This is a genomic window from Tepidimonas thermarum (assembly GCF_007556705.1).
GTDB classification, from domain to species: Bacteria; Pseudomonadota; Gammaproteobacteria; order Burkholderiales; family Burkholderiaceae_C; genus Tepidimonas; species Tepidimonas thermarum.
In genome coordinates, this window is the sequence record NZ_VJOL01000129.1 from 1 (window position 1) to 519 (window position 519).

General features: G+C 63.0%; 1 protein-coding gene. It reads left to right on the forward strand.

Translation table 11 applies throughout. The annotated features are described in order from the left end of the window. On the forward strand, window positions 1-519 hold a 519-nt coding region (gene trfA, locus Tther_RS13230; RefSeq protein WP_246099058.1), incomplete at both ends, for a plasmid replication initiator TrfA.

Consider the following 519-nt stretch of genomic DNA (forward strand, 5'->3'; position numbering starts at 1 on the left):
CACCGGCAAAAACCGGGCAACGCTGCACGAGCGCATCACGCGGCTTCGAGCTGGAACCGTTGAGCTGAAACAAGGCCGGTACGTGTACATAGGCGGCCTGATTGGCGAGGCATTCAAGGACGAGGAAACGCAGGAATGGGTGATTGAGCTGAACCCGAAATTGCGAGCCTTGTACGGAGCCGACCAGTTCACGCAGGTGGATTGGTCAGTTCGCCACGCGCTGGACGGGAAGCCTCTTGCCCAATGGCTGCATGGCTTCTATGCCAGCCATGCCAAGCCGTTCCCGATCAAGATCGAGACGCTGCACCGGCTCTGCGGCAGCGAGGCTGGCGAGATGTGGAAGTTCGCCCAGACGCTGCGCAAGGCGCTGGACGACGTGGCCGAGGCCTGCGCAGCGCATGGCGAGTGGTTCAGCTACGAGATTCGCGGCGACCTGGTGTACGTTGAGAAGCGCCCCAGCGTAGCGCAGCGGCGGCACCTGGTCAAGAAGGCAGTGCAGCGCCGGAAGCCTCGCACCTG